Source organism: Nocardioides ferulae, assembly GCF_003660455.1.
GTDB lineage: Bacteria > Actinomycetota > Actinomycetes > Propionibacteriales > Nocardioidaceae > Nocardioides > Nocardioides ferulae.
In genome coordinates, this window is record NZ_QZVR01000002.1 from 69,794 (window position 1) to 93,174 (window position 23,381).

A 23,381-nucleotide genomic window follows, 5' to 3' on the forward strand; every position below is an offset into this window, starting at 1 on the left:
GGAGCGTGTCCGGGTGGCCCCTCGTGCTGGGGGGAGGCGCGAAGCCGGCGTCAGCCGATGTGCACCGGGGCAGCCTCCGGGCCGTCGGTGGCCAGCTCCTCGTGCTTGACGTTGAGGAACAGCCAGGTGGCCACCGAGCCGACCAGGATCAGCCCGGCGCCCACCAGGAACGCCGCGGTGGCGCCGTCGGTGAACGATCCGAGGAACGCGAGCTTTCCGATGGCCTCCGGGCTCGCGCCCTGTGCTCCGAGCTCGCCGGCGATCCGGGTCGCCTTCTCGTCGCCCGCGTTGAGGGCGACCGTGCTCAGGATCGCCAGGCCGAGCGCCCCACCGACCTGCTGCATCGTGTTGAGCACGCCGGACCCGATGCCTGCCTCCTCGGGACGCAGGTGGTGCACCGCGGTCAGGGTCAGCGGCACGAACACCGCGCCCATGCCCACCGCCATCAGCACGATGAACGGGAAGATCGAGGTCCAGTAGTTGACCCCCTCGCCGAGGGGGTTGTCCGCGGTCACGGCCAGCAGGTCGGCGGTGGAGTCGGGCACCGACAGTCGTGAGAACCCGACCAGGGCGACCATCGCCATCAGGGTGCCGACGCCGGCCAGCCAGCGCGGGTCGATGCGGTTGACCAGGTTGGACGAGAGTCCGGCACCGAACACGATGCCCAGCGAGAACGGCAGGAACGCGAACCCGGTGGTCAGCGGGCTGTAGCCCACCACCTGCTGGATGAACAGGCTGAGGAAGTAGAACATCGCGAACATCGCCGCGGGCACGAGAGCCATCACCCCGAAGCTGGTCGCCCGGGTGCGGTTGGCGAAGACCCGGATCGGCAGCAGCGGGTGTGCGACGCGGGCCTCGACGAACCCGAACACCGCGAGCAGCGCCGCGCCGCCGGCGAGTGAGGCGATCGTCCAGGTGTCGCCCCAGCCGTGGTCCGCCTCACCGGCCCGGCTGAAGCCGTAGACCAGCCCGAGCAGACCCAGGGTGCCGGTGATGGCACCGGGGACGTCGAGCTGGCCCGGGTGGGACTCGGACTCGGGGAGGAAGCGTGGTGCCAGCGCGGCGGCGGCCAGGCCGATCGGCACGTTGATGAGGAACGTCATCCGCCACCCGTCGACGTCGAAGAGGCCGAGGAAGCTGTCGGTGCCGGTCAGCCAGCCGCCGAGGATCAGGCCGACCGCGGCGCCGGCCCCGGACATCGCGGCGTACACCGCGAACGCCCGGTTGCGCGCCGGCCCGGCCGGGAACGTCGTCGTGATCAGCGCCAGGGCGGCGGGGGACGCGAGCGCGGCACCGAGTCCCTGCAGACCGCGGGCGCCGAGCAGCAGGCCCTCATTGGTGGCCAGACCACCGAGGAGGGAGGCGACCGCGAACGTGGCCAGGCCGGCCATGAAGACGCGGCGGCGACCGTAGAGGTCTCCGAGCCGGCCGCCGAGCAGCAGCAGCCCGCCGAAGGCGAGGGCGTAGCCGGTGACGATCCAGGTCAGGTTGGCGGCGTCGATGTTCAGGTCGGCGCCGATGTAGGGGAGGGCGATGTTGGCGATGGTGGCGTCGAGCACCACCATCAGCTGGGCCACCGAGATCAGCACGAGGGCCCAGCCGAGGCGGGAGTGCCCCGGCGGGCTGTCGGTGGTCGACTCCGGTGCCGCCGCGAGCGCCACGTCGGCGTCCGCGAGGTCCCGGGTCTGGGGGACGTCGGTCATGAAGGGGTCTCCTCCGGTCGGGGGTGTGAGCCGCGGGTGGCGGCGGGAAGGACGATCCGGTCGAGCACGCGCTCGACCAGGCTCTGGTCGGGGCAGTCCCCGAGCACGAACACGCGGTGCAGGACCATGCCGGGCAGCGCCGACTCCAGGAGGTCGAGATCGGCGTCGGGGTCGATCTCGCCGCGCTCCCGGGCCCGCTCCCACACCTGGCGGGAGAGGGCGACCTTGGGGGCGATGACGTCGCGGCGGAAGGCGTCGGCGAAGTCCTGGTCTCGGGTGATGGCGGTGATCACGCTGCCGAACAGCGCGATGTTGCCGGGGCAGACGAAGCCGTCGAGCCCGCAGAAGACTTCGAGCAGGTCGCCGCGCAGGGTGCCGGTCTCGGGCAGGGTCGTGGGGGCCTTGCTCACCAGCAGTGCGTCGACCACGAGCCGGGCCTTGCTGCTCCAGCGGCGATAGAGCGTCGCCTTGGACGCGCGCGCCCGCGCGGCCACGGCGTCCATGGTGAGCCGGTCGTAGCCGACCTCGGCGAGCACCTCGAGGGTCGCTTCGAAGATCTCGTGCTCGCGCTCGCCCTCGATGCGGGGGCGTTCGGGGCTGGGGGTCATCGTCGGCGTCCTCACGGTGCTGGCGTTGGTCGGTGTCGCGTTTCGTTCACACAGATGAAACGAAACGGTTTCGTTTCATCGCCAACAGCGTAGGACCGCACTGCCATTCCCTCCAACCGACTTTTCGAGTGGTGATTCCTCATCGGTCTAGACCGTGCGGCAGGTGGCGGGGTCGTGTCGGGTTGGCGGCAGCGTCGGTGCCGCCCGGCAGAATGCGGGCATGAGCACTTCCCAGGGCACCGAGGAGGAGGCGCGCGTCGACGCCGCGCCCGACGAGGCGCGCGAGCAGCACCGCCAGCTGGCGGAGGAGGTCGAGGAGGCGCGGTGGCGCTACTACGTCCTCGACTCGCCCACCATCGACGACGCCGACTTCGACGCCAGGATGCGCCGCCTGGAGGAGCTCGAGGAGCGCTTCCCCGAGCTGCGCACGCCCGACTCGCCGACCCAGAAGGTCGGGGGAGCCGTCTCCACCGAGTTCACTCCGGTCGCACACCTGCGGCGCATGGAGAGCCTCGACAACGCCTTCTCCTTCGAGGAGCTCGAGTCCTGGCACGCCCGGCTGGCCCGCGACGGCATCGACTCGGCGGCGCTGCTGTGCGAGCTGAAGGTCGACGGGCTGGCGATCAACCTGCTCTACGAGAACGGCCGGCTGGTCCGCGCGCTCACCCGCGGCGACGGCACCACCGGCGAGGACGTCACGCCCAACGTCAAGACCATCGACTCGGTGCCGCACCGGCTCACCGGCACCGAGGAGTTCCCGGTCCCCGAGCTGGTCGAGGTGCGCGGCGAGGTGTTCCTGCCCGCCGAGGCGTTCGAGCGGCTCAACGCCGCGATGACCGACGCGGGCAAGCCGGTCTTCGCCAACCCCCGCAACGCCGCGGCCGGGTCGCTGCGTCAGAAGGACCCGCGCGTCACCGCCACCCGGGCACTCGACATGGTCTGCCACGGCATCGGTGAGCGACGCGGGTTCGAGCCGGTCTCGCAGTCCGCCGCGTACGCCGCGCTGGCGGCCTGGGGCCTGCCGGTCTCGAGCCAGGTGAAGGTGCTGGCGACGCTGGCGGAGGTGCGCGACTACATCGAGCACGCCGGCGAGCACCGGCACACCATCGTGCCCTACGAGATCGACGGCGTGGTGGTCAAGGTCGACGATGTCGCGCTGCAGCGACGCCTCGGCTCCACCAGCCGGGCGCCCCGGTGGGCGATCGCCTTCAAGTACCCACCCGAGGAGGTCAACGCCAAGCTGCTCGAGATCCGGGTCAACGTGGGGCGCACCGGCCGGGTCACCCCCTACGGCGTGATGGAGCCGACCCGGGTCGCCGGCTCGACGGTCGAGAACGCCACCCTGCACAACTACTACGAGGTCGAGCGCAAGGACGTGCGCCCCGGCGACACCGTGGTGCTGCGCAAGGCCGGCGACGTGATCCCCGAGATCCTCGGCCCGGTGCTGGCGCTGCGCCCCGAGGGCCTCGCCCCCTGGGTCGGCCCGAGCGAGTGCCCCGCCTGCGGCACCACGCTGGTGGAGCAGAAGGAGGGCGACAAGGACCGGCGCTGCCCCAACCACCGGCACTGCCCCGCCCAGGTGCGCGAGCGGGTCTTCCACGTCGCCGGCCGCGGCGCGTTCGACATCGAGGGGCTGGGCTACGAGGCCGCCTCCGCGCTGCTCGAGGCGGGAGTGATCGACGACGAGGGCGACGTCTTCGACCTCACCGCCGAGCAGCTGCTCCGGGCTCCGCTGTTCACCCGCGCGCCGAAGAAGGGGGAGGGCGACGCGCCCGTCCTGAGCGCCAACGGCCAGCGGCTCCTCGACAACCTCGACCGGGCCAAGAGCGTGCCGCTGTGGCGGGTGCTGGTGGGTCTCTCGATCCGCCACGTCGGCCCGACCGCCGCCCGGGCGCTGGCGACCGAGTTCGGCTCGATGGCCGCGATCCGGGAGGCGAGCGAGGAACAGCTCGCCGCCGCCGAGGGCGTCGGCCCGACGATCGCCGAGGCGGTCATCGAGTGGTTCAAGGAGCCCTGGCACGTCGAGATCGTCGAGCAGTGGGAGCGCGCGGGCGTGTCGATGGCCGACGAGCGCGACGAGTCGACCCCGCGCACCCTGGAGGGCCTCACCGTGGTGGTGACCGGCTCGCTGGTCGACTTCAGCCGCGACTCGGCGAAGGAGGCGATCCTGGCCCGCGGCGGCAAGGCGTCCGGCTCGGTGTCGAAGAAGACCGACTTCGTCGTCGTCGGCGAGAACGCCGGCTCCAAGGCCGACAAGGCCGAGCAGCTCGGCGTCCCGATCCTCGACGAGGACGGCTTCAGGCAGTTGCTCGAGTCCGGCCCGAGCGCGGTCTCAGGTTGACCTCCAGGGGCCTCACGGGCCCAGCTCACGACTCGTAGGTGCGCCCCCCGAGCTTGAGATCGACCGAGTCGCCCTTTTCGGCCTCCGGGTCCTGGCAGGTGCCGTTCGCGTCGCACACGATGTTGCTGCCCTCATCGATGCCGGGTGCCGGCGAGCGGACCAGGTCGACCTCTTCGGTGGCGCACTCGCCGGTGTCCGCCTGGCAGGTCGTCAGTTCGCGTCCGAGCAGCGAGAACAGGTCGCCGTCGGCGGTCCAGCCGTACTGCCAGGTCTCGCCCTCGATCTCCACCGACTCCCCGGTGTCGACGGAGTAGACCTGGAAGCTCGACCCGCCGCCGCCGTCCCGTTCCTGGTCGAGCAGGGCGTAGCGCCCGTCGGGGGAGAGGCGCAGGTCGGCCCAACCGGTGGTCTCCGGGCTCAGCACCACTTCGCCGGTGGCCACGTCGAGCACCACCGGCCGGTCGTCGCGGTGCGCGCTGGTGCTGGCGCCCGCGACCTCTGGGTAGCCGCGCAGGACCGGAGAGGTGGTGACCTCGCCGGTGCGCCAGTCGACCGCGAAGACGTCCTCGCGGCCGTCGCCCACGAACACGGTGTCGCCGGTGATCGCGACCGGGAACCAGCCGCCGGACAGCCCCGGCACCCGGACCCGGGCCGCGACCTCGTCGGTGGTGACGTCGTGGACGACGACCTCCGCCGGGCCGCCGCCGTCACGCACGGCGTACGCCAGGTAGGGCTGCGCCGGGTCGGTGGCGTGCACGGCGCCGTCGGTGACCACGCTGAGCCTGGTGACGGTGCCGTCGCCGGCGACCAGCGAGAACCGCTGCGGACCGCCCCCGTCGCTCCAGGAGTTGTTGCCGTGGCGCACCACGACGCCCGCAGAGGTGTAGTAGAGGGACTTGACGGCGACGTCGTCGACGACGGCGTGCGTGCGCCCACCGTCGAGGTAGATGTCGGTGCCGATCGCGAAGACCTCACCGAACCCGGCGGCCGGCGCCGCCGGCTCCACGGCCCGGTCGTCGTCGCGGTCGCCACCCAGGGCGAGGGTCGAGCCGACCCCCACCACGGCGAGGGAGGCCACCGCCACCGCGACCGTGGTGACGCGACGGCGCCGGCGCAGCGCCCGGCCGCGGCCGAGCACCGTGCCGGGCGCGGGCGGCGGTACGTCGAGGTGGTCGGCCTCGTCGTGCAGCAGAGCGGAGAGGCGTTCAGTCATGGCTGGCTCCGAGGGTCTCGGGGACGACGGCCTCGCCGAGCTCGACACGGAGCTTGGCGAGGGCGTCGGAGGTCTGGCTCTTGACGGTGCCCTCGGCGCAGCCGAGGATCCGGGCGACCTGGGCGACGCTCAGGTCTTCGTAGTAGCGCAGCACCACGACCGCGCGCTGGCGGGGCGGCAGCGTGGCGAGTGCGGCGACGACGGCGGGTCGATCGCTGGGATCGGGTGCCGGCGCACCACGCTCGGGGATCGGGTCCGTAGGGCGCTCGCGGCCCCAGGAGCGACGGCGGAACCAGGAGTTGGCGGTGTTGACGAGGGTGGTGCGGGCGAAGGCGGGCGCGGCCTCCACGCTGCGTACCTTCGACCACGCGGCGTAGGTCTTGGCCAAGGCGGTCTGCACGAGGTCCTCGGCGGCGGCATGGTCGCCGAGCAGCAGGTACGCCGTGCGGTACAACGACGGCCACGACGCATGCACGAAGTCGGTGAACTCCTCATCCTTCGGTGGTCTTGGCATCGGTCCTCCTGGGTCGGTCCACCTGGAGAGATGCGGCCCGAGGTGGATCGGTTGGGTGCGACGTCAGACGACCGCGAACGTGAAGGTGGCGAAGCAGCCGGCAGTCGAGCCGAGCATGACACCCCACATGACCGGGTCGGACCAGTGCCTGGGCCAGCCGGCCGCGCCGAATCGCACGTCGGGGGACGAGCCGCCGGTCAGCCCCGAGCCAGCAGGGCTGCCGCGCGCGGGATGTCGCGCACCTCGTGGGCGAAGGCCGACCACAGCGCGGGCAGCGCGCGGGGGTCGGCGTCGCGGCCGGCGAGCACCTCGGCGTACCAGGTGCGGGTCTCGTCGACCACGCTCGGGTCACCGGTGAGCAGGGCGCCGGCGACGCAGTCGACCACGTGCGGGGCGAAGCCGGTCAGCACCGACCACCAGGTGTCGGGAGAGGCCGGGGAGGGGTCGTCGCCGCGGCCCAGCGCGGTCGTCGTGGCGGCGATCGCGGCGCGCACGATCTCCTCGCCGGAGGCGACGAGCACTCGGGCCTCGTCCGCCTCCGCATGCCGCAGCGGTGGTGCCTGGGACACGTGCCGGGGGATCGTGACGAGAAGCTCGGCCGCCTCGGCCGGGCCGGCCGCGTAGGCGGTCGCGCCGAGGGCGCTGGCCCGGACACCGGCCGCGTCGAACGCGGCGCCACCGACGACCACGGGGGTGCCGGTGCCGCGGATCGCCTCGACCTGCCGACGCACCCGGGACAACGACGAGGCCAGCGACGCGCTCAGCAGCACTGCCCGCGGCCCGGTGTCGAGGATCCGGCTGACCAGTTGGTCGCGGGAGGAGTTGACACCGAGGAAGGTGGCGCGCATCCCCCACGAGCGCAGGGTGTGGGTGACCACCAGCGCGGGGAGGGCGTGCCACTCCCGTTCGACGCACGCCACCAGCAGCGGGGGGCCGTCGGTCGGCTCGGGCTGGTCGGCGCCGAGCCGGCGGACCACCTCCTCGTTGACGGCGGTGGCGGCGTGCTCGTGCGCCACGGTCCACTGGTTGCGGGCCCAGAGCCCACCGACTCGGGCCTGGCTGGCCACGACGAGCCCGGAGAGCACGCTGTCGAGCGGGGCGCCGGCGGTGCGCAGCCTGCGCGCGACGGCGTACGCCGCGTCCGGGTCGGCGGCGGTGACCGCCCGCCAGTAGCTCTCGAGGTCGTCGGGGCCGACCGCTGCGACGAGCGGGTCGGGCCCCGACCCGGTCACGTGGGCTCCGGCAGGACGTGGATGGCGAGCATGGCGATGTCGTCGTGCGCCCGGTCGCCGAGGTGCTCGGAGACCGCGACAGCGACCGCCTCGACGACAGCCGGCGCGGACAGCCCGCCGAGCCGGGAGAGTGCCTCGTGCAGCCGTTCCTCGCCGAAGAGGTCGTCCAGGCCGCGGGCCTCGGTCACCCCGTCGGTGTAGAGCAGCAGGGTGTCGCGGGGGCGCAGCGTGGTGGTCACGGTGGTGTAGTCGGTCTCGGCCATCAGGGCGAGCAGCAGCCCGCGGGCCGGCGCCTCCTCGACCGTGCCGTCGCTGCGCACGATCAGGGCCGGCGGGTGACCGGCGCTGGCCAGGGTGACGTGCACGCTCCCGGGCGGCTCGCGGTCGCCCGCGTCGGGCCCCGCGTCGGGGTGGGACATGCTCGCGGCCGGGCGCATCCGGGCCAGCACGGCGGTGGCCAGCCCGCCCGCATCGCCGTGGGTCTCGGAGACCAGCACCCGGTTGACCAGCCCGAGCGACCAGCCGGGGTCGCGGTCGACGTGCGCGGCGGTGCGGATGGCGTTGCGGATGCGCTTGGCGTGCACCGCGGCCTCGACGCCCTTGCCGGCCACGTCACCGCAGACCACCACGAGGTCGTCGTCGGGTCCGTGGACGTCGATGAAGTCGCCGCCGACGGCCTCGGACTGGTGCGCGACCCGGTAGAAGGAGGCGATCTGCAGCCCGGGCACCTGGCGGATCTCCGCGGGTGCGAGCGAGCGGCGCAGGACGCCGGCGACGTAGCGGCTCTCGGCGACGACCAGCGTGGCGTCGAGTCCGACCGCTACCCGGTCGGCCAGGTCGCCGAGGAAAGCGTGCGAGCCGGAGAAGCCGTAGCCCTTGCCGCGGCCGAGCACGAGCAGGCCGAAGGTGCGGCCGCGCGCGGTCAAGGGGAGCACAGTCAGCTGGTCGGTGCCCAGGGCGTCGACGGCCTCGACGATCTCCTCGCCCTGCAGCAGGGAGGAGAGCGTGCGCCGCCGGGTGCGACCGGCCTGGGAGAGGACGACGTCCTGCGGTACCCCGCTGCGGATCGCCTCGTCTACGCCGTCCGGAGAGCCATCGGCCAACAGTCGGGTCTCCGTCACCGGCGTCTGCCCCTGGACGCCGGAGCACACCAGTTGGTGAGTGCCGGTGCGGACGAAGACCTGGGCGACGTCGACGACGTCCTCGAGCAGCAGGTCGACCAGGGCGAGCAGGGCCCGCTCGGGGTTCTGGATGGCCGAGACAGTGCGGGAGAGCCGCAGCAGGAACTCGGCCCGGCTGACCGCCTGCGCGAGCCGGGCCCGCGGCTCCGCTGACCGCGAGTCCGCCAGCAGTCGAGCGTGGCGTTCGCGCACCGACGTCAAGAATTCTCCCCTGCTCACACGAGCACGGAGGGCCTGATGTGGCACACGCGTCTACCCGCTTCCGCCAGTCTAAGTGGACCGAGTCAAGAAGCCTCACCTCTTGGGGTGACCCGTCCGGCGCCGACCCGTCAGTGATTCCCGCCATTCCGCGGCGTGTCGCGGAACGATCGACGGCTCGGCGTCGACGACAGCGGCCGGTTCGGGCCGGGGCCGGCCCGCCGCCTAGGATTCGCACCATGCCTGACACCCCCGGAGCCCCCGCCGAGAGCGGAGGACGCGTGCAGATCACCCGCGAGGAGGTGGCCCACCTCGCCGACCTCGCGCGGATCGACCTCGACGAGGCCGAGCTGGACCACCTGGCCCCTCAGCTCTCGGTGATCCTCGAATCGGTCGCCTCGATCAAGGGCGTGGCCGGTGACGACGTGCCGCCGACCTCCCACCCGGTGCCGCTGACCAACGTGTTCCGTGAAGACGTGGTGACGCCGTCGCTGACTCCGGAGCAGGCGCTCTCGGGCGCCCCCGAGAGCGAGCAGCAGCGCTTCGCCGTGCCGAGGATCCTGGGGGACGAGCAGTGACCGCGATCACCTGCAACACGCGCGTCTCCGCCGCGGAGATCGCCGGTGCCCTGGCCCGCGGCGAGACCTCCTCGGTCGAGGTGACCCGCGCGCACCTGCACAACATCGAGCGCCACGACGGCGCGGTCCACGCCTACCTGCACGTCGACGCCGAAGGTGCGCTCGCGCAGGCCGCGGCCGCCGACGAGCGCCGCGCCAACGGAGCGCCAGCGTCCGCGCTCGACGGGGTGCCGATCGCGGTCAAGGACGTGCTCGCGACCTCCGGACTGCCGACCACCTGTGGCTCCAAGATCCTCCAGGGTTGGGTGCCGCCGTACGACGCCACGGTCGTCGCGCGCCTGAAGCGTGCGGGTCTGCCCATCCTGGGCAAGACCAACATGGACGAGTTCGCGATGGGATCCTCCACCGAGCACTCCGCCTACGGCCCGACCCGCAACCCGTGGGACCTCGACCGGATCCCGGGTGGGTCCGGCGGCGGGTCCGCCGCCGCGGTCGCCTCGTTCCAGGCGCCGCTCGCGCTCGGCACCGACACCGGCGGGTCGATCCGCCAGCCGGGTGCGGTCACCGGCACCGTCGGGATGAAGCCGACCTACGGCGGGGTGTCCCGCTACGGCCTGGTCGCGATGGCCAACTCCCTCGACCAGGTGGGCCCGGTCTCGCGCACGGTGCTCGACGCGGCGCTGCTGCACGAGGTGATCGGGGGCCACGACCCACTCGACTCCACCAGCATCGACCAGCCGGTCGGCAAGCTCGCCGACGCCGCCCGGCGCGGCGCCGAGGGCGACCTGTCCGGCGTCCGCGTCGGCGTGATCACCGAGCTGTCCGGCGAGGGCTACCAGGCGGGCGTGCTCGCCCGATTCCAGGAGTCGCTGGACCTGCTGGTCGAGGCCGGCGCCGAGGTGGTCGAGGTCTCCTGCCCCAGCTTCGTGCACGCCCTGGCGGCCTACTACCTGGTGATGCCTGCCGAGGCGTCCAGCAACCTGGCCAAGTTCGACGCGATGCGCTACGGCCTGCGGGTGCTGCCCGAGGGGGTGGAGAACCCCTCGGCGGAGGAGGTCATGCGCGCCACCCGCGACGCCGGGTTCGGCGACGAGGTCAAGCGCCGCATCATCCTCGGCACCTACGCGCTCTCCAGCGGCTACTACGACGCCTTCTACGGCCAGGCGCAGAAGGTGCGCACGCTGATCGGCCGCGACTTCGCCGCGGCGTTCGAGACCGCCGACGTGCTGGTCTCGCCGACCGCGCCCACCACGGCGTTCAAGCTGGGCGAGAAGCTCGACGACCCGATCGCGATGTACCTCAACGACCTCGCGACGATCCCCGCGAACCTCGCCGGGGTGCCGGGCATCTCGATCCCGAGCGGCCTGGCCGACGAGGACGGCCTCCCGGCCGGCTTCCAGGTGCTGGCGCCGGCGCTCGCCGACGACCGGTGCTACCGGGTCGGCGCCGCCCTCGAGGCCGCGCTCGAGCGGAAGTGGGGCGGACCGCTGCTCGACAAGGCTCCTGGTCTCGATCCTTCGACAGGCTCAGGACAGGTCAAGCTCGACCAGCGGAACGGAGACGCCCGATGACCGCCACCTCTGCCACCGGCGACGCCCTGCTGTCCTACGACGACGTCCTCGCGGCGTACGACCCGGCGCTGGGCCTGGAGGTCCACGTCGAGCTCAACACCGCCTCGAAGATGTTCTGCGGCTGCCCGACCGAGTTCGGGGCCGAGCCGAACACCCAGGTGTGCCCGACCTGCCTGGGCCTGCCCGGCGCGATGCCGGTCGTCAACGGCAAGGCCGTCGAGTCGGCGATCCGCATCGGCCTGGCGCTGAACTGCGAGATCGCCGAGTGGTGCCGGTTCGCGCGGAAGAACTACTTCTACCCGGACATGCCGAAGAACTTCCAGACCTCCCAGTACGACGAGCCGATCTGCTTCGAGGGCTGGATGGACGTCGAGGTCGACGGCGAGACCTTCCGGGTCGAGATCGAGCGCGCCCACATGGAGGAGGACACCGGCAAGTCTCTCCACGTCGGCACCTCCGGCCGCATCCACGGCGCCGACTACTCCCTCGTCGACTACAACCGCGCCGGCATCCCCCTGATCGAGATCGTCACCAAGCCGATCCGCGGGGCGGGGGAGCGGGCACCCGAGGTCGCCAAGGCGTACGTCGCGCAGCTGCGCGACCTGATCGTCGCCCTCGGTGTCTCCGACGCACGCATGGACCAGGGCTCGATCCGCGCCGACGTGAACCTCTCGCTCGCCCCGAAGGTCTCGGCGGGCTCGACCGCCGAAGCGCCGCTCGGCACCCGCACCGAGACCAAGAACGTCAACTCGCTGCGCTCGGTGGAGCGGGCGGTGCGCTACGAGATGCAGCGGCACGCCGCGATCCTGGCCGGCGGCGGCTCGATCCTGCAGGAGACCCGCCACTGGCACGAGGACACCGGCGTCACCACCAGCGGCCGGGAGAAGTCCGACGCCGAGGACTACCGCTACTTCCCCGAGCCCGACCTGGTGCCGGTCGCGCCGAGCCGCGAATGGGTCGAGGAGCTTCGCGGCACCCTGCCCGAGAACCCCACTCAGAAGCGCGCGCGGCTGCAGGCCGAGTGGGGCTTCACCGACCTGGAGATGCGCGACACGGTCGGGGCCGGGGCGCTGTCGATGGTCGAGGAGACGATCGCCGCCGGGGCGTCGCCGCAGGCCGCCCGCAAGTGGTGGCTGGCCGAGCTGGCCCGGCGCGCCAACGACGCCGGCGTCGAGCTGGCCGAGCTCGGCGTGACGCCGGCGCAGGTGGCGGGCGTGCAGGCGCTGGTCGACGCGGGGTCGATCAACGACAAGCTCGCGCGCCAGGTCTTCGACGGCCTGCTGGCCGGCGAGGGCACCCCCGAGGAGGTCGTGGAGAAGCGCGGTCTGGCGATCGTCTCCGACGAAGGCGCGCTGTCCGCGGCGGTCGACAACGCGATCGCCGCGAACCCCGACGTCGCGCAGAAGATCCGTGACGGCAAGGTGGCTGCCGCCGGTGCCCTGATCGGTGCGGTGATGAAGGAGATGCGCGGCCAGGCCGACGCCGGCCGGGTGCGTGAGCTGATCTTGGAGAAGCTCGCCTGAGCGATTCGTCACGCCGACGTCCCGGCCCGCGCACCGACCGGCGCGCGGGCCGGTTTCGTTGGTAGGGTGCGAGCACCAATCACCCACGCCCGCAGCGGGGAAAGCCGGTCCGAATCCGGCGCTGACCCGCAACCGTAGGCCGATCCTGGCCGGACACCTCTCGAGGTGCTCCGGACCGCGACGGCAAGCCGGAGCACCTGCTGCGAGCGTCTTGGATCACACGCTGTCGTGGAAAGCAGCGGGTGGCCAACCCGGTGCGCCGGAGCCTCCCGCTGAGCAGCGGGAAGGAACCTCATGCAGCACCGCCTCCGGACGCTCACCGCGTCCCTGTGCGCCACCCTCGTCGCCGGCACCGTGTTGGTCGGCCCCTCGGCCTCGGCCGCCCCCACCGCCGACAGCCGAGCATCCGGCTGGCTCACCCGCCAGCTCACCGGAGGCGTCGTGCACAACGACCAGTACGACTTCGACGACTACGGGCTGACCGTCGACGTCGCGTTCGCGCTGGAGGCTCTCGACCGGGCGCCCAAGAAGGTCAGGGCCGCCCGCGAGGCGGTCGCCGCCAACATCGAGGCCTACACCACCGGAGGCGAGTGGGCTCCCGACGACGTGTACGCCGGGTCGGTGGCCAAGGCCGTCGTGCTCGCGCAGCGCACCGGCGGCGACCCTCGCGACTTCGGCGGCGTCGACCTCGTCGAGCGGCTCGAGCAGCGGGTGCAGGCCCGGGGTCCGCTCGCGGGCCGCATCAGTGACAAGTCCGAGAGCGACTACGCCAACGTGATCGGCCAGTCCTTCGCCGCCGAGGCGCTGGCCCGGGCGAAGTCGCCACTGGCCGACGAGGCGATCGACTTCCTCCTCCTCCAGCAGTGTGGCAAGGGGTTCTTCCGGCTCAACTTCAACGAGCTCACGACGGCCGACCAGGGGTGCGACGACGCTCCCAGGTCCGCCCGCACCCCCGACAACGACGTCACCGCGATCGCCGTGCTCGGTCTGGACGCCTTGCCCAAGTCGCACCGGAGCAAGGCGGTCCGCAGTGCCATCGCGGACGGCAAGCGCTGGCTGGTCCGCCAGCAGCGCAAGAACGGCAGCTTCGACGGCGGGCCGGGCGACGACCCCACGCTGGTCATCCCGAACGCCAACTCCACCGGCCTGGCCTCGTGGGCGCTGGGTGAGCTCGGGGTCTGCGCCCCGGCCCGCAAGGCCGCGCGCTGGGTGGCCAGGCTGCAGGTGCCCGGCGGCGTCGCTCGCACTCCGCTCGCCGGCGAGACCGGTGCGATCGCCTTCGACCGCGTCGGCTACGACACCGCGAAGACCGACGGCATCACCGTCGAGGCCCGCGACCAGTGGCGCCGGGCGAGCGCCCAGGCGGCGCCCGCGCTGCGCTGGCTGGCCCGCGGCGCCTGCCGCCGATGACGCTCCTGGCCCGCGTGGCGGCCGTGGCCCTCGTGGCCGCGGCCGCCACCGTGAGCGTCCCGGCGGCGCCCGCGTCCGCGGCGGCGTGCACCACCGACAGCGGCGTGACCGTGGTGGTCGACTTCAAGGGGCTCGGCGGCGGCGTCCAGTCGGTGTGCGACACCGACGGCGGCGGCAGCACCGCGGCGAGCCTGTTCAGCGGCAACGGGTTCGCGCTCTCCTACGTGCAGCGTCAGCCGGGCTTCGTCTGTCGCATCGACGGCGTGCCGGCGGACGAGGCATGCGTGAACACGCCCCCCGAGGACGCCTACTGGTCGCTGTGGTGGTCCGACGGCACCTCCGGGAGCTGGACCTACTCCACGGCTGGGGCCGGGTCGCTGAAGATCCCTGACGGGGGGTACGTCGGGTTCGCCTGGGACGCCTCCGCCGGGTCGGTCCAGCCGGGGCTCGCCGCGGCCGCGCACGCCACGTCCGAGCCGACCGCGTCGCCGTCCAACGGTGGCTCCGGCGGCCGCGGAGGCGGTGGCACGGGCGGTGGTGGCGGTGGTGGCGGCCAGGCCTCGGGCCCGGTGACCTCGAGCCCGGCGCCCACGGCGTCGCCCTCGGCGTCCCCGACCGCGGCGGGGGCCGGCGCCGAGCCCGGCGAGCGCGGGCGTCCGGAGAAGCCCGGCAAGCCGGAGAAGCGCGACCAGCCCGGCAAGGGCCGGCACGGCGAGCCGTCGGCCTCGCCCGACGGCGCGAGCGGCTCGGCCGCGCCCACCGACGAGGCGAGCGACCTCGCGCCGTCCGCCGAACCGCCGGCCGACGGCGGTGACGGGCTGCCGGGCTGGGTCGCCCCCGGCCTGGTGGCCCTGCTGTTCGCCGGCGCGGGCGGGACGGTCCTGCTGCGGCGACGGGGGTCCGCGACGCCGTGACCGCCAGCGTGCCCGGGGGGCTGCCCAGGGACCTGCACCCCGTGGCGTGGTGGGTGTGGGCGATCGGCCTGGCCGCGGCCGCCTCGTTCACCACCAACCCCTGGCTGTTGCTGATGCTGGTCGGGGTGGCGGCGCTGGTGGTGGCCGCCCGCCGCTCCGACCAGCCGTGGGCCCGTGCGTTCCGCCTCTACCTGTGGGTGGGGCTGGCGATCGTGGTGCTGCGCGTGCTGTTCCGGCTGCTGTTCGGCGGCAGCTACCCCGGCACCGTGCTGGTCGACCTGCCGACCGTGCCGCTGCCGAGCTGGGTCGCGGGCGTCACGCTGCTCGGGCCGGTCACCCGCGAGTCGCTGCTCGCCGGGCTCTACGACGGGCTGCGGCTCGCGGCCATCGTGGTCTGCATCGGCGCCGCCAACGCGCTGGCCAACCCCAAGCGGCTGCTCCGCTCCGTGCCGCCGGCGCTCTACGAGATCGGCACCGCGATGGTGGTGGCCGTCTCGGTGCTCCCGCAGTTCGCCGACAGCGTCCGCCGGGTGCGGGCGGCGCAGGCGCTGCGCGCCGGCGCGACCGGCCGGATCGGCCGGCTGCGCCGGCTGCTGGTGCCGGTGCTCGAGGACGCCCTCGAGCGGTCCCTGGCGCTCGCCGCCGGCATGGACGCCCGCGGCTACGGCCGGGCCGGCGCCGCGACGCCGGCCCAGCGGCGTACCACCGGGGCCCTGATGCTGGTCGGCCTGTGCGGCGTCTGCGTCGGCGTGTACGCCGTCCTCGACAGCACCGCGCCGCGGTGGCTGGCCCTGCCGATGCTGGCCGCCGGGCTGCTGCTCGCGGTCGCCGGCATGGTCAGCGCCGGCCGCCGGGTCGAGCGCACCCGCTACCGGCCGGACCCGTGGTCGCTGCCGGAGATGGGGGTCGCGGCCGTGGGCGTGCTGGTCGCGGTGACTGCCTGGTGGGTCAGCGAGCATCAGATGCTCATCGCCTACCCCGACCTGTCGGTGCTGCCGCAGGTGAGCCTGCTGGCACTGGTGGGGGTGCTGGCCGGCCTGCTGCCAGCCGTGGCCTCCCCACGGCCGGCGCACCTGGGGGTGGCGGCGTGATCGAGCTGCGCGGCGTCAGCTTCGGCTACGACGACCCCGACCGGCCCGAGCTCGTGCTCGACGGCGTGGACCTCACCATCGAGGAGGGCGAGCTGGTGGTGGTCTCCGGCCCCACCGGCGTCGGCAAGTCGACGCTGCTCGGGGTGGTCACCGGGCTCGTCCCGCGGTTCTCCGGGGGCCGGCTGATCGGTGACCTGCTGCTCGACGGGCGCAGCATCGTGCACACCGCGCCGCGGGACCGGGCGCACGTGCTCGGCTACGTGGGGCAGGACCCGGCGGCCGGGTTCGTCACCGACACCGTCGAGGAGGAGCTCGCCTACGGCATGGAGCAGCTGGGGCTGCCACCGGAGACGATGCGGCGCCGCGTCGAGGAGACCCTCGACCTGCTGGGCATCGCCGACCTGCGGGCCCGCGACCTGCGCACGCTCTCGGGCGGGCAGCAGCAGCGGGTGGCGATCGGGTCGGTGCTGACCATGCACCCGCGGCTGCTGGTGCTCGACGAGCCGACCTCCGCGCTCGACCCGACCGCCGCCGAGGACGTGCTCGCCACACTCACCCGCCTGGTGCACGACCTGGGCCTCTCGGTGCTGCTGGCCGAGCACCGGCTGGAGCGGGTGGTGCCGTTCGCCGACCGCCTGTGCGTGCTGCCCGGCGACGGCCGGCTGTTGGCCGGGGACCCCGCCGAGCTGCTGGCCTCCTCGCCGGTGGTCCCGCCGATCATCGAGCTCGGCCGGGCGGCCGGGTGGCGGCCGCTGCCGCTGAGCGTGCGCGACGCCCGCCGCCGGGCGCGCGGCCTCGCCGAGCGCCTGGTGGTGCCGCCGCCGCGAGCCCGGCCGCAGACCAGCACCGCGCTGGTCGCGCGCGGGCTGACCGTGGCGCACGGCCGGACCGTCGCGCTCCGCGAGGTCGACCTGGAGCTCCTGGGCGGCCGGGTGACCGGGCTGATGGGGCGCAACGGCGCCGGCAAGTCCTCGCTGCTGTGGGCGCTGCAGGGCACCGGTCGCCGCCGGTCGGGCAGCGTGCTGGTGGCGGGGGAGGACCCCGGCTCCCTGGACGCCGCCGGCCGGCGAGGACTGGTCGGCCTGCTGCCGCAGACCGCGGCCGACCTGCTCTACCTCGAGACCGTGGACGCCGAGTGCGCAGCCGGCGACGACGGCACCGGAGCGGCCCGGGCGCTGCTCGAACGGCTCGCTCCCGGGATCCCCGGGGACGCGCATCCCCGCGACCTCTCGGAGGGGCAGCGGCTCGCGCTCGCCCTCTCGCTGGTGCTGGCCACCCGGCCGCCGGTGCTGCTGCTCGACGAGCCCACCCGGGGCCTCGACTACGCCGCCAAGCACGTGCTCGCCGACATCCTGCGCGATCTGGCGGTGCAGGGGCACGCGGTGCTGGTCGCCACCCACGACGTCGAGTTCGTGGCCCGCGCCGCCGACGAGGTGGTGGTGCTCGCGGAGGGCGAGGTGGTCTCCGCCGGCCCCGTGCAGCGGGTGCTCGCCGAGTCGCCGTCGTTCGCGCCGCAGGTGACCAAGGTGCTCGGGCCGCCGTGGCTGCTGGTCGACGAGGTGGTCACCGCGCTGGAGTCGGCATGAGCACCCGTGCTGGCCGTGCCGTGCCGGCGGCGGTGCCGGTCTCGCGCCGCTCGGCGCTGGTGCTGACCGCCGCCTCGGTGGCCGGTCTGCTGATGCTCTGCTGGCCGCTGCTCCTCCAGCCGTCGGGGGGCGGCCGGGTCGACCCGCCGTTCCTGTTCCTGGCGCTGCTGCCGGTGGTGGTGGCCGTGGTGCTCGCCGAGATCACCGAGGGCGGCCTGGACCCACGAGTGCTCGCACTCCTCGGGGTGCTGAGCGCGGTCAACGCGATCCTGCGCGGGCTCTCGGCCGGGACGGCCGGCATCGAGCTGGTGTTCTTCCTGCTGGTGCTGTCAGGCCGGGTGTTCGGGCCCGGGTTCGGGTTCGTGCTCGGCTGCACCTCGCTGTTCGCCTCGGCGCTGATGACCGCCGGGGTCGGGCCGTGGCTGCCGTTCCAGATGCTGATCGCGGCGTGGGTCGGCATGGGAGCCGGCCTGCTGCCCCGGCGCGTCGCCGGCCGGGCGGAGGTGGCGCTGCTCGCGGCGTACGGCGTGGTGGCGTCGTACGCCTACGGGCTGTTGATGAACCTCTCCGGCTGGCCGTTCCTGCTGGGCGTGCAGGTGCCCGGCCACGAGTCGTCGCTGGCCTACGTGCCGGGTGCGCCGCTGCTGGGGAACCTGGAGCGGTTCGGCGTCTACACGCTGCTGACCTCGACCGGCAGCTGGGACACCGGCCGCGCGATCACCACCGCGCTCGCGATCGTGCTGTTCGGCCCGGCGGTGCTGACCACGCTGCGCCGGGCGGCGCGGCGAGCCACGGTGACCGCCGTCGCCCAGCCGGCCTCGGCCTGACCTACCGGCCCCGGCGGCCGCCGCCACCGCCGCCGAAGCTGCGACCGCCGCCGCCACCGCCGAAGGAGCGACCGCCGCCGCCACCACCGCCGAACGAGCGACCGCCGCCGCCTCCGCTGAAGCTGCGACCGCCCCCACCTGAGCCGCCGCCCGACCAGCCGCCTCCGCCGAAGAGGCCGGAGCCGCCGGACCCGCCGGAGTCGTTCCAGGTCGAGTGGGCGGCCCGCCGGCGCTGGGCGACCTGCTCCTGGGCGAGCCGGAACTCCTGGACGGCCATGGTCGCGTTGCGCTCGAGCTCGCCGAGGTCGTCGGTCAGCCGACGACGCACGACCGTTGCCGCGTCGAGGTCGGCTCGGAGACCGGCGACGCAGGTGGGGTGCTGGTCGCGCTCGAGCGACTCCAACGTGACCGTGGCCTCGGCGAGAGCGGTGTCGAGCACCCGGAGTCGCTCGTGCAGCGCCGCGGCGTCGGCGGCCAGCGTGGCGCGGACCTCGTCGAGCCCGCGCAGCCACTGCTCGCCGGCGTCCAGCAGCCGTTCGGCCGCCGTCACGCTCGCGGTGGCGTCGCCGTAGCGCTGCGCGCGGCCGGTGGCCTCGGCCTCGCTCGCGGCCTCGCGGGCACGCTGCGGCGACGAGGCCAGGTCGGTGGTGCGATAGCCCTCGGCCTCACGACTGCGCAGCAGACCCTCGACCTCGTCGGCCTGCCGGCGCAGCGTGGCCACTCGGGCGGCCAGGCCGGTGCGGAGCCCGTCCCAGGCGGTGAGCCGCTCGTCGACGGCGTCGTACGCCGTTCGCGCGCCCTGCAGCGCGGCGGTGCAGGAGCGCACCGGCTCGAGGCCGCGGCGGGCCTCGTCGGTGTCGGCGTCGCGGACCGCGGTGGCGGGGTACCGCTCGGAGAGGGCGAGGTAGTCGGCGGCCGCGGCGTCGGCTGCCTGGCGAGCCTCGGCGTGCCGGGCGCGGACGTCGTCCAGCACGCTGTCGGTGACCCCGGGCAGCGCGACGACGCGAGCGTCCACGAGCTCCGTGGAGCCCTCGAGCGCCAGCCAGGCCTGGGCCATCGCGTCGGTCGCGTCCGACAGGGCCGCGCGGGCCTCGGCGCGCTCCTGGCGGCGTCGGCGGAGCCTCACTCCGCCGGCGGTGCCGAGTCCGGCCACCAGCAGTCCGACGGGCACGGCGAGCAGCCAGCCGGGGGCGTCCGTGCCGGTGTCGTCGCGGTTCGGCTCGTAGAGCGGGGCGGGGGGCCGGTCGTTCGGCGCCTGTCCTCCACCGGGGGAGGTGTCCGTGGGGTGCGCGCGGGCGAAGCCGAGCAGCGCCGCCGACATGCCCTCGTCCCACTTGCCGGCCCGGAAGCTGGCCTCCATCCGGTCGTAGACGGCCTCTTCCGCGGCGGTGAACCGGGCGGAGGCGGCGCCGTCGAAGTAGCTGCCGAGCTTGGTGTCGTCGACCGAGAGTCCGATCACCAGCAGCGAGCCGCCCCGGCCGTCGCGGAAGCCCCAGTCGTCGCAGCTGTGCGCGTCGCGGGCCAGCACCTGCGGGAAGTCCCGGGGCCGGCCGGGGGTGCGCTGGTAGGTGATGACCTTGACGATCATCCCGTCGCTCAGGGCCCGGCCGAAGGCGCGCTCGGCGGCCTGCTGCACGCGGTCGTCGTCGAGCACCCCGGCGCCGTCGTGGACGACGGTCGTGGCGCACAGGCTCCGGCTCGGCTCGGCCGGTGGGGCCGGTGCCGCGGTGGCTGGGGCGGTGGCGAGCAGGGTGAGGACGCCGGCAGACAGCAGGGCCGCGCCGGACCCCCCGAGAAGACGCATGGGCATACCGTGCCAGACGGCGGGCGAGGTCGGGCGGTTCCCCGGGTGTCGCCGGGCGGCGAGCGTCGACCGGACGAGTGGCCACGCCCGTCCCCGGGTAGCGGAGGGTCATGGATCCCGAGGACCAGCGGCCCGAGGCCGAGGAGGCACGACGCCCGATCAAGGTGGCGCTGTCCAACGACTACGAGCTGGCGCTGCTCGGGTTGGCGCAGATGCTCGCGGCGTACCCCGAGCAGATCCAGGTGGTGGACCTGACCACCTCGCCCACGATGACACCGCACCGCCCGGACCTGATCCTCTACGACACGTTCGGCCGGCTGCCGGACCGAGATCCGAAGCTGCACCGGATCCTCGCGGGGAACTCGGCGAAGGTGGTGGTCTACAGCTGGGAGGAGTACCCGGAGGAGGCCGCCCGGCGCGCGGGTGCCGCCGGCTACCTGCACAAGGGCCTGAGCGCCTCCGAGCTGGTCGCAGCGATCTGCGAGATCCACGACAGCACTCGGCCGCGGCCGGGCGCCGTGGCGGGGGAGCCGGTGCACACCTGGCCCGGTCAGTCGCTCGGGTTGTCCGAACGCGAGGCCGAGATGCTGACGTTCATCACCCGCGGCCTCAGCAACGACGAGATCGCGCAGCGGTCCTACCTGAGCGTGAACACCGTCAAGACCTACATCCGCGGCGCCTACGCCAAGATCGGCGTGACCAAGCGCCCCGAGGCGGTCGCGTGGGGCTACCGCAACGGCTTCGAGTCCACCGACGACACGGAGGCCTGAGGGCCTGGAGTCCGGCGGTCCCTCACCCGTCGCTGCCGGGCTCGGCCGCATTGGCCGCCGTGCAGAGGAAGACGCCGAACTCGCGGTCCTGCTTGACGATGGTGGTGGCGTCGACGAAGGCGATGTCGGTGAAGCCGGCGTCGGCGAGCTGGGCGGCCAGATGCTGTCGGTCGAACCCGTGGTGCCCGTCGAACTCGGCCTTGTCGGCGTGGAAGGCGCCCTCGGGGTCCTCCTCGAGGTCCGCGACGGCGAGCCGCCCGCCGGGCACCAGGAGGCCGGCGAGCGAGCGCAGCAGGGCCGGCAGGTCCGGCACGTGGTGGAAGGCCATGGAGCTCCACACGACGTCGAAGGGCCCCTCCAGCCGGTCGGTCGTGAGGTCGGCCCGGACGGCGTGCAGCCGGTCGCCGAGCCCGGCCTGCGCGATCCGCTCCTGCGCGACCCGCACCATGCCGGCGGAGGTGTCGGTCACCACGACGGAGCCGACTCGGTCGGCGAGCAGGATGCTCAACCGGCCGGTGCCGCCGCCGATGTCGAGTGCCCTCGACTCCGGGGTGAGGACGAGGGCCTCCTCGATGGCGTGAGCCACCGCCTGCTGGCGTGCCTCGTGGGCCGGGTCGTCGTCCCAGGTCGCGGCCGCGTCGTCGAATCGCTCGTGTTCGTGCACGTGTCGACCCTAGTGCCGCTCATCGACCTGGGCACCCGGGCGGCACAATGCAGGCATGGTGGAACAGAGCGCGTGGATGCGGAAGGTCGCGGCGGACCCGGACCACTCGTCCTGGTACGTCGAGCGGTTCCGCTCGATGGCGGCGGCCGGCCACGACCTGGCCGGGGAGGCACGCCTGGTCGACGCGATGGTGGGGCGCGGGGCGCGCATCCTCGACGCGGGCTGCGGTCCCGGTCGGGTCGGCGCCGAGCTCGCCCGCCTCGGGCACGACGTGGTCGGCGTCGACGTCGATCCGGTGCTGATCGAGGCCGCGGTCGAGGATCATCCCGGTCCTCGATGGATCGTCGGGGACCTGGCCGAGCTCGACCTGGCCGCTCACGGTGTCTCGGAGCCCTTCGACGCCGTCGTGTGTGCCGGAAACGTGATGACGTTCCTCGCCCCGAGCACGCGCGGTGAGGTGCTGCGGCGGCTCCGGGCGCACGTCCGACCCGAGGGCCGGGCCGTCATCGGCTTCGGAGCCGGACGCGGCTACGAGTTCTCCGCGTTCCTGGCGGATGCGCGTGAGGCGGGGCTGGAGGCCGATCTGCTGCTGTCCTCGTGGGACCTGCGACCGTGGCGCGAGGACTCCGACTTCCTGGTCGCGCTCCTGCGGCCCGTCTAGTCGGTGTGCCGCTCGGTGGTCGAGGAGCCCGAGCGACGTGGTCTGCCGTGGCGCCAGATGATCGGTCATGCTGGGCGCGTGCGTGGCCCTGTCATCGCCGCTGGACCCCGGCACTCGCTGGGGCTGTGTGCCGACGGCACCGTGGTTGCAGCGGGCACGGGGAGATCCGGTGAGTGTCGAGTCGCAGACTGGACCCAGGTGGTCGCCGTGGCCGCGGGTGACGTGCACGCGGCGCCGAACACCGGACGGTCGCACAGCGTCGGACTCTGCGCCGACGGCACGGTGAGGGCGACGGGCTGGAACGGTGCCGGACAGTGTGACGTCGCGGCATGGCGCGGCGTGACCGGTGTCGCCGCGGGCTGGCGCCGCACCTTGGGACTCGTCGCCGACGGCACCGTGGTGGCTGCGGGCCGGCTCCGCGAGGGGGCGTGCGACGTGAGTCACTGGCGTGAGGTTGTCGCGTTGGCGTGTGGCGACTGGCATTCGGTGGGCCTCAGCGCCGATGGGACCACCGTGGCCGTGGGGAACGACCGCCGTGGGCAGTGCGCGGTCCACACGTGGCGGGACGTCGTCGCCGTCGCCGCCGGCTCCCTTCACACGGTCGGTCTCACCGACGAGGGACGCGTCCTCGCGGTCGGGGACCGATCGGCTGGAGCCTGTGACGTCGGTGCCTGGCGGGACGTCGTGGCGGTGGCGGCGGGCAGCTTTCACACCGTCGCGGTCACCGCGGCCGGCCGAGCCGTGGCGGTCGGTGGCAACGACTCCGGCCAGTGCGACGTGGCCGGCTGGCGCGGGATCGTCGCCGTGGCGGCCGGATCCACCCACACCCTGGGACTACGCACGGACGGAACCGTGGTCGCCGCCGGAAGCAACGGGCACGGTCAGTGCGACATCACCGGATGGAGCGCGATCCGGCCGCCTGCGTAGGTGCTGCGACGAGGTCGCTCTGCCGGGTCACCCCTCGATCGCCGCCGGGCCGCCGACCCGCTCCG

At 73.8% G+C, this 23,381-nt stretch carries 20 protein-coding genes; 12 read left to right on the plus strand and 8 right to left on the minus strand.

Annotated features, from left to right (window positions below; genetic code table 11):
- Positions 1-50 precede the first annotated feature (50 nt).
- Together D6B71_RS03390 and D6B71_RS03395 are read right to left on the minus strand one after the other, a co-directional pair.
- Positions 51-1,703, minus strand: coding sequence for an MFS transporter (locus D6B71_RS03390; protein ID WP_121252055.1), 1,653 nt, complete (start codon positions 1,701-1,703; stop codon positions 51-53).
- Positions 1,700-2,311: a TetR/AcrR family transcriptional regulator gene (locus D6B71_RS03395; RefSeq protein ID WP_121252056.1), complete on the minus strand. Its 612-nt coding sequence runs from the start codon at positions 2,309-2,311 to the stop codon at positions 1,700-1,702. Before D6B71_RS03395 ends, D6B71_RS03390 begins: the two co-directional genes overlap by 4 nt.
- Positions 2,312-2,531: 220 nt before the next feature.
- Between D6B71_RS03395 and ligA the strand changes: the two genes are divergently transcribed.
- Positions 2,532-4,652 (plus strand): NAD-dependent DNA ligase LigA, encoded by a 2,121-nt coding sequence (ligA, locus tag D6B71_RS03400; RefSeq protein WP_121252058.1) that lies wholly within the window; start codon positions 2,532-2,534, stop codon positions 4,650-4,652.
- Positions 4,653-4,677: 25 nt separating this feature from the next.
- Here ligA and D6B71_RS03405 read toward each other — a convergent pair whose 3' ends face one another.
- From D6B71_RS03405 to D6B71_RS03420, 4 genes are all read right to left on the minus strand, one after another.
- Entirely contained in the window at positions 4,678-5,865 is a 1,188-nt protein-coding gene (locus D6B71_RS03405; RefSeq protein ID WP_121252060.1) for a hypothetical protein, read from the minus strand.
- A complete protein-coding gene (locus D6B71_RS03410; RefSeq protein ID WP_121252062.1) occupies positions 5,858-6,379 on the minus strand; it encodes a SigE family RNA polymerase sigma factor in 522 nt (173 codons plus the stop codon). The genes D6B71_RS03405 and D6B71_RS03410 overlap by 8 nt, the downstream gene beginning before the upstream one ends.
- A gap of 197 nt (positions 6,380-6,576) precedes the next feature.
- Positions 6,577-7,611, minus strand: a complete 1,035-nt coding sequence (locus tag D6B71_RS03415) for a cobalamin B12-binding domain-containing protein (RefSeq protein ID WP_121252064.1) — start codon at positions 7,609-7,611, stop codon at positions 6,577-6,579.
- A complete protein-coding gene (locus tag D6B71_RS03420; protein ID WP_126688181.1) occupies positions 7,608-8,984 on the minus strand; it encodes a PP2C family protein-serine/threonine phosphatase in 1,377 nt (458 codons plus the stop codon). The genes D6B71_RS03415 and D6B71_RS03420 overlap by 4 nt, the downstream gene beginning before the upstream one ends.
- A 245-nt stretch (positions 8,985-9,229) precedes the next feature.
- On the opposite strand from D6B71_RS03420, the gene gatC reads away from it, so the two are divergent.
- The 8 genes from gatC to D6B71_RS03465 all read left to right on the plus strand — a co-directional run bounded on the left by gatC (position 9,230) and on the right by D6B71_RS03465 (position 18,490).
- A complete protein-coding gene (gene gatC / locus D6B71_RS03425; protein ID WP_121252068.1) occupies positions 9,230-9,568 on the plus strand; it encodes an Asp-tRNA(Asn)/Glu-tRNA(Gln) amidotransferase subunit GatC in 339 nt (112 codons plus the stop codon).
- Between the two features lie 5 nt (positions 9,569-9,573).
- On the plus strand, positions 9,574-11,139 hold the full coding sequence (gatA, locus tag D6B71_RS03430; protein ID WP_121252899.1) for an Asp-tRNA(Asn)/Glu-tRNA(Gln) amidotransferase subunit GatA: 1,566 nt from the start codon (positions 9,574-9,576) through the stop codon (positions 11,137-11,139).
- Positions 11,136-12,662 carry an Asp-tRNA(Asn)/Glu-tRNA(Gln) amidotransferase subunit GatB gene (gene gatB, locus D6B71_RS03435; RefSeq protein WP_121252070.1) on the plus strand — a complete coding sequence of 509 codons (1,527 nt, stop codon included), beginning with the start codon at positions 11,136-11,138 and terminating at the stop codon, positions 12,660-12,662. Before gatA ends, gatB begins: the two co-directional genes overlap by 4 nt.
- Before the next feature lie 294 nt (positions 12,663-12,956).
- On the plus strand, positions 12,957-14,072 hold the full coding sequence (locus D6B71_RS03440; RefSeq protein ID WP_121252072.1) for a prenyltransferase/squalene oxidase repeat-containing protein: 1,116 nt from the start codon (positions 12,957-12,959) through the stop codon (positions 14,070-14,072).
- Positions 14,069-14,986 (plus strand): hypothetical protein, encoded by a 918-nt coding sequence (locus D6B71_RS22600; protein ID WP_164519525.1) that lies wholly within the window; start codon positions 14,069-14,071, stop codon positions 14,984-14,986. Before D6B71_RS03440 ends, D6B71_RS22600 begins: the two co-directional genes overlap by 4 nt.
- Positions 14,983-16,077 (plus strand): energy-coupling factor transporter transmembrane component T family protein, encoded by a 1,095-nt coding sequence (locus D6B71_RS03455; RefSeq protein WP_240641041.1) that lies wholly within the window; start codon positions 14,983-14,985, stop codon positions 16,075-16,077. The genes D6B71_RS22600 and D6B71_RS03455 overlap by 4 nt, the downstream gene beginning before the upstream one ends.
- On the plus strand, positions 16,074-17,663 hold the full coding sequence (locus D6B71_RS03460) for an ABC transporter ATP-binding protein (protein ID WP_121252078.1): 1,590 nt from the start codon (positions 16,074-16,076) through the stop codon (positions 17,661-17,663). Before D6B71_RS03455 ends, D6B71_RS03460 begins: the two co-directional genes overlap by 4 nt.
- The gene (locus D6B71_RS03465; protein ID WP_121252080.1) at positions 17,660-18,490 is read left to right on the plus strand and encodes an ECF transporter S component; all 831 of its coding nucleotides are present in this window, start codon (positions 17,660-17,662) and stop codon (positions 18,488-18,490) included. Before D6B71_RS03460 ends, D6B71_RS03465 begins: the two co-directional genes overlap by 4 nt.
- 1 nt (position 18,491) lies before the next feature.
- On the opposite strand, the gene D6B71_RS23040 is transcribed toward D6B71_RS03465, so the two are convergent.
- The gene (locus D6B71_RS23040; RefSeq protein WP_206051543.1) at positions 18,492-20,294 is read right to left on the minus strand and encodes a TPM domain-containing protein; all 1,803 of its coding nucleotides are present in this window, start codon (positions 20,292-20,294) and stop codon (positions 18,492-18,494) included.
- Positions 20,295-20,404: 110 nt separating this feature from the next.
- Here D6B71_RS23040 and D6B71_RS03475 point away from each other — a divergent pair, with 110 nt between their 5' ends.
- Complete coding sequence (locus D6B71_RS03475; protein ID WP_121252082.1) at positions 20,405-21,064, plus strand: response regulator transcription factor; 660 nt, start codon at positions 20,405-20,407, stop codon at positions 21,062-21,064.
- Between the two features lie 22 nt (positions 21,065-21,086).
- Here D6B71_RS03475 and D6B71_RS03480 read toward each other — a convergent pair whose 3' ends face one another.
- Positions 21,087-21,728 carry an SAM-dependent methyltransferase gene (locus D6B71_RS03480; RefSeq protein ID WP_121252084.1) on the minus strand — a complete coding sequence of 214 codons (642 nt, stop codon included), beginning with the start codon at positions 21,726-21,728 and terminating at the stop codon, positions 21,087-21,089.
- A gap of 55 nt (positions 21,729-21,783) precedes the next feature.
- Between D6B71_RS03480 and D6B71_RS03485 the strand changes: the two genes are divergently transcribed.
- Both D6B71_RS03485 and D6B71_RS03490 read left to right on the plus strand, forming a co-directional pair.
- Complete coding sequence (locus tag D6B71_RS03485) at positions 21,784-22,389, plus strand: class I SAM-dependent methyltransferase (protein ID WP_121252086.1); 606 nt, start codon at positions 21,784-21,786, stop codon at positions 22,387-22,389.
- Positions 22,390-22,596: 207 nt separating this feature from the next.
- Positions 22,597-23,316, plus strand: coding sequence for an RCC1 domain-containing protein (locus tag D6B71_RS03490; protein WP_240641042.1), 720 nt, complete (start codon positions 22,597-22,599; stop codon positions 23,314-23,316).
- Positions 23,317-23,381: the final 65 nt, after the last annotated feature.

Coding starts and splice junctions, on each gene's coding strand:
- D6B71_RS03390 (WP_121252055.1), bottom strand. CDS start 1,703: ATGACCGACGTCCCCCAGACCCGGGACCTCGCGGACGCCGACGTGGCG.
- D6B71_RS03395 (WP_121252056.1), bottom strand. CDS start 2,311: ATGACCCCCAGCCCCGAACGCCCCCGCATCGAGGGCGAGCGCGAGCAC.
- ligA (WP_121252058.1), top strand. CDS start 2,532: ATGAGCACTTCCCAGGGCACCGAGGAGGAGGCGCGCGTCGACGCCGCG.
- D6B71_RS03405 (WP_121252060.1), bottom strand. CDS start 5,865: ATGACTGAACGCCTCTCCGCTCTGCTGCACGACGAGGCCGACCACCTC.
- D6B71_RS03410 (WP_121252062.1), bottom strand. CDS start 6,379: ATGCCAAGACCACCGAAGGATGAGGAGTTCACCGACTTCGTGCATGCG.
- gatC (WP_121252068.1), top strand. CDS start 9,230: ATGCCTGACACCCCCGGAGCCCCCGCCGAGAGCGGAGGACGCGTGCAG.
- gatB (WP_121252070.1), top strand. CDS start 11,136: ATGACCGCCACCTCTGCCACCGGCGACGCCCTGCTGTCCTACGACGAC.
- D6B71_RS03440 (WP_121252072.1), top strand. CDS start 12,957: ATGCAGCACCGCCTCCGGACGCTCACCGCGTCCCTGTGCGCCACCCTC.
- D6B71_RS22600 (WP_164519525.1), top strand. CDS start 14,069: ATGACGCTCCTGGCCCGCGTGGCGGCCGTGGCCCTCGTGGCCGCGGCC.
- D6B71_RS03465 (WP_121252080.1), top strand. CDS start 17,660: ATGAGCACCCGTGCTGGCCGTGCCGTGCCGGCGGCGGTGCCGGTCTCG.
- D6B71_RS23040 (WP_206051543.1), bottom strand. CDS start 20,294: ATGCGTCTTCTCGGGGGGTCCGGCGCGGCCCTGCTGTCTGCCGGCGTC.
- D6B71_RS03475 (WP_121252082.1), top strand. CDS start 20,405: ATGGATCCCGAGGACCAGCGGCCCGAGGCCGAGGAGGCACGACGCCCG.
- D6B71_RS03485 (WP_121252086.1), top strand. CDS start 21,784: ATGGTGGAACAGAGCGCGTGGATGCGGAAGGTCGCGGCGGACCCGGAC.